This window comes from Actinosynnema sp. ALI-1.44 (assembly GCF_001984155.1).
Lineage (GTDB): Bacteria > Actinomycetota > Actinomycetes > Mycobacteriales > Pseudonocardiaceae > Kibdelosporangium.
Genome location: NZ_MTQO01000010.1, coordinates 1 through 4,577, shown reverse-complemented (window position 1 = coordinate 4,577; position 4,577 = coordinate 1). Strand labels below are relative to the sequence as shown.

Annotated in this window: 1 protein-coding gene; it reads left to right on the top strand. The window is 66.5% G+C overall.

Annotated features, from left to right (window positions below):
• Positions 1–22 precede the first annotated feature (22 nt).
• Positions 23–4,577 (top strand): type I polyketide synthase (locus ALI144C_RS00075; protein ID WP_237773861.1); only part of this gene is annotated, 4,555 nt, incomplete at its 3' end.

Genomic DNA, 4,577 nt, shown 5'->3' with positions numbered 1-4,577 from the left:
TCATGCGCAGCAGGCTGCTGGTGTGGCTGGTGTGATCAAGATGGTGATGGCGCTCCAGAACGGTGTGCTGCCGAGGACGTTGCACGCCGATGAACCGTCGTCGCATGTGGACTGGACTTCGGGCAACGTGCGGCTTTTGCAGGAGTCCCGGGACTGGCTGCCTGGTGAGCGGACGCGTCGGGCTGGTGTTTCGGCGTTCGGGATCAGCGGCACGAACGCACACGTGATCGTGGAAGAAGCTCCGATCGAGACGGAAGCTTCGGTCGAAGACGAAGCAGTGCCGGTGCTGACGCCGCAAGTTTCCGCGTGGATGCTGTCCGGTCGTGACGCGGATGCCCTGGCCAGCCAGGCGGGCCGGTTGCGTGAGTACGTGCTGGCCCGGCCGGAGCTCGCGCCTGGTGATGTGGCGTGGTCGTTGGCTTCGACGCGGGCGGCTCTGGAGCACAGGGCGGTTGTGCTCGGTGCTGATCGATCCAACCTGGCGGCTGGCCTTGCGGCAGTGGCCACGGGACAGCCCGCAGTCGGCGTATCGACCGGTGTGGTTGCCCCTGGTGGTGTTGGCCGTTCGGTGTTTGTCTTCCCGGGGCAGGGCAGTCAGTGGGTCGGCATGGGCCGTGAGCTCGCCGAGGCTTCGCCGGTGTTCAAGGCGAAGCTGGCGGACTGCGCGGCCGCTCTTGCTCCCTATGTCGAGTGGGAGTTGGACGATGTTCTTGCTGGGCGGCATGGTTTTGAGGCTGCGGATGTGGTGCAGCCCGCGTTGTGGGCTGTGATGGTGTCGTTGGCGGCTGTGTGGCAGGCGGCTGGTGTTGAGCCTGATGCTGTGGTCGGGCACTCGCAGGGCGAGATCGCGGCTGCGGCGGTTGCGGGGATCTTGTCGTTGGAGGATGCGGCGAAGGTTGTGGCTCTGCGGAGCAAGACATTGACCGCGTTGGCTGGCCGTGGCGGCATGCTGTCCATCGCCGAATCGGTGGATGGGGTTCGTGAGCGGATTGCTTCGTATGGGGAGCGGTTGTCGATCGCGGCGGTGAACGGGCCGTCAGCAACTGTGGTGTCGGGTGATGCGGATGCGTTGCGGGAGTTGGCGGGTTCGTGTGGTGAGTCGCCTCGGGCGCGGATGATCCCGGTGGATTACGCCTCGCACAGTGCTCATGTGGATGAGTTGCGTGGCGAGATCCTCAACGTCTTGCAGGGGATTCGGCCGCGTGAAGCGCAGGTGCCGATGGTGTCGGCATTGACCGGGGAATGGTTGACGGGCCTGGAGATGGATCCGTCGTACTGGTACGCGTCGCTGCGCGAAACGGTCGAGTTCGAGCGGGCGGTGAAGATTCTGGCCGAGGCCGGGCACGGCGTGTTCGTGGAAACCTCTCCGCACCCTGTGTTGACGGGTGCGATCGAGGGTGCGGTTGTGGTGGGGACGTTGCGGCGTGAGGACGGTGGTGCTGAGCGGTTGCTTGCTTCGTTCGCTGAGGCGTACGTGCGTGGTCTGCCTGTCGACTGGGCGGCTGTTCTGGGCTGTGGCTCGACCGTCGATCTGCCGACCTATGCGTTCCAGCACCGCCACTACTGGCCCAAGGCAGCTGTTGACAGTCCACGGACAGAGGTCGTCGACGCCGAGTTCTGGGATGCGGTCGAAGGCGGCGACCTCAGTCAGCTCGCCGCCACGTTGAACGTGGACGACGGCCAGCTGGGCGAGGTGTTGCCCGCACTGGCCGAGTATCGGCGCCGTAGCCAGGTGGACGCCTCGGTCGCCGACTGGCGCTACAAGATCTCCTGGGTGCCGGTGAGCGACACTGACGCGGTCCTCACCGGGAAGTGGCTCGTGGTCGGGGTCGGGCCGGACGTGAGCGTCGTGGCGAATGCGTTGGTGACGCGCGGCGCTGAGGTTGTGACCGCCGACGGTCCCAACCACGTCGACCAGGTCGTGACCGGGGACCTGAGTGGTGTCGTGTCGTTGCTGGCGTTGGACGAGTCGCCGGACCCGGACTTCGCTTGGGTGTCGCGCGGCAGCGCGGGCACTCTTGCCTTGATCCAGGCATTGAACCGGGCGGACGTGACGGCCCCGCTGTGGGTACTGACGCGGGGTGCGGTGCGGACCGCTGCCAGTGATTCGGGTGCGCGGCCGGTACAGGCCGAGGTATGGGGCTTGGGTGTGGTGGCTGGCCTTGAATTGGTTGGTCGGTGGGGCGGGTTGGTTGATTTGCCGCCGGTGGTGGATGCGCGTGCTGGGGCTCGGTTGGCTGGTGTGCTCGCGGATGCGGCCGAGGATCAGGTTGCGGTGCGTTCGGGTGGTGTGGTGGCTCGGCGGTTGGTGCGTGCGGGTCGTCCGGTGGTCCGGAACGCCTGGTCGCCGAGGGGTTCGGTGTTGGTGACGGGGGGTACGAGTGGCGTTGGTGCGATCACGGCGCGTTGGGTTGCTGGTCGTGGTGCTTCTCGTGTGGTGTTGACCAGTCGGTCTGGTCCGGCTGCTGCCGGTGTTGCCGAGCTCGCGAGCTCGATCGTGGCCGGTGGTTCGGCGGTGGATGTGGTGGCGTGTGACGTCGCCGATCGCACCGCGGTCGAGCAGTTGCTGGGGCGCATCGACGCCACCGGGCCCGAACTGTCCTCCGTGATGCACGCGGCCGGAGTGGGCGACCGCAGGGCTGTCACAGAGATGGAGACAGCTGATCTGTCCCAGTTGTTGTCGGCGAAGGCCGGTGGTGCGGCGGTTCTTGACGAGTTGACCGCCGGTCGTGAGTTGGACGCGTTCGTGTTGTTCTCCTCGGGTGCTGGTGTTTGGGGCAGTGGTGGCCTGAGTGGCTACGCGGCGGCAAACGCCTACTTGGACGCGTTGTGCGACAGCCGCCGTAGCTGGGGCTTGGTGGCTTCTTCGGTGGCGTGGGGCCTGTGGGCCGGTGTGGGGATGGCTGCCAGCCAAGGTGGTGAGCGGTTGCGTGAGTTCGGTATGGAAGGCATCGACGAGCAGCGTGGGATGCTGGCGTTGGGACAGGTGCTCGACGCCGACGAGGGCGCGATGGTGGTGGCGGGGTTCGACTGGCCGCAGTTCGTCCCGACCTACACCTTGCACCGGCCGAGCAGGCTCCTGGCCGACCTCCCCGAGGTCCGCGCGAGCCTGACCACCGACACCGCCGTGGATGCCGAAACCCACGACGTCGGTGAGTGGGCGGCCCGTCTGGCCGGAATGCCGGTTTCCGAACAGAAGCAGGTGCTGACGGACCTGGTGCGTGGCCACGCCGCCGCTGTCCTGGGGTACGACTCCGCTGAGGATGTGTTGCCGCAGCGCGCGTTCAAGGACCTGGGTTTCGACTCCGCCGGTTCCGTGCAGTTGCGCAACCGCTTGTCGGAGGTGGTAGGCGTCCGGCTGGTTTCCACGATGGTCTTCGACTACCCGAACGCCGCCGCGCTCGCGGAGTATCTCCGGGGCGAACTGGTCAGCGACGCGTCAGTCCAGGGCGATGGCGCGGTTCAGGTCGTGGCCGCCGCGCACGGCGAACCCATCGCCATTGTGGGCATGGGCTGTCGTTTCCCCGGTGGGGTGACCGGGCCCGAGCAGTTCTGGGATCTGGTGGCCGCGGGCACCGACACGATGGGCGGCTTCCCGGTCGACCGTGGCTGGGAGGCCTTCGAAGAGGAGTTCGGCAACGGGCAGACCTACCGGCGGCTGGGTGGGTTCATCTACGACGTCGGCGACTTCGACGCTGGCTTCTTCGGGATCAGCCCGCGTGAGGCGTTGTCCATGGATCCGCAGCAGCGGTTGTTGCTGGAAACCTCCTGGGAGGCGGTCGAGCGGGCCGGGATCGACCCGAAGTCGCTGCACGGGTCGGCGACGGGCGTGTTCGTCGGAGCCAACTTCTCGGGTTACAGCTCAGTTCTGCCTGTCGAGGACCACAGTCTCGACGGATACCGGCTCATCGGGAACGTGACGGCCGTACATTCCGGCCGAATCTCGTACACCCTGGGCCTGACCGGTCCAGCGGTCACAGTGGACACCGCGTGTTCGTCGTCGTTGGTGGCGATGCACCAGGCAGTGTCGGCGCTACGGGCAGGCGAATGCTCGATGGCGCTCGCCGGTGGTGTCGCAGTGATGGTGTCACCAGCCGCCTTCATGGAGTTCTCCCAGCAGGGTGGTATGGCGTCCAGTGGGCGGTGCAAGGCGTTCTCTGATGAGGCCGACGGCATTGGCTGGGGCGAGGGCGCGGGCATGGTGCTTCTTGAGCGTTTGTCGGACGCTCAGCGCAATGGTCATCAGGTGTTGGCGGTGATTCGGGGTAGTGCGGCGAACCAGGATGGTGCTTCGAATGGGCTTGCGGCGCCGAATGGGCCGTCGCAGCGGCGGGTGATTCGGGCTGCGTTGGCGAATGCGCAGTTGTCGCCGTCTGATGTGGACGCGGTGGAGGCGCACGGCACTGGTACCACGCTGGGTGACCCGATCGAGGCTGGCGCGCTGCTGGCGACGTACGGCCAAGATCGTGATCGGCCGTTGTGGTTGGGTTCGGTGAAGTCGAACATCGGGCATACGCAGTGTGCTGCTGGTGTTGCTGGTGTGATCAAGATGGTCATGGCCTTGCAGAAGGGCGAGC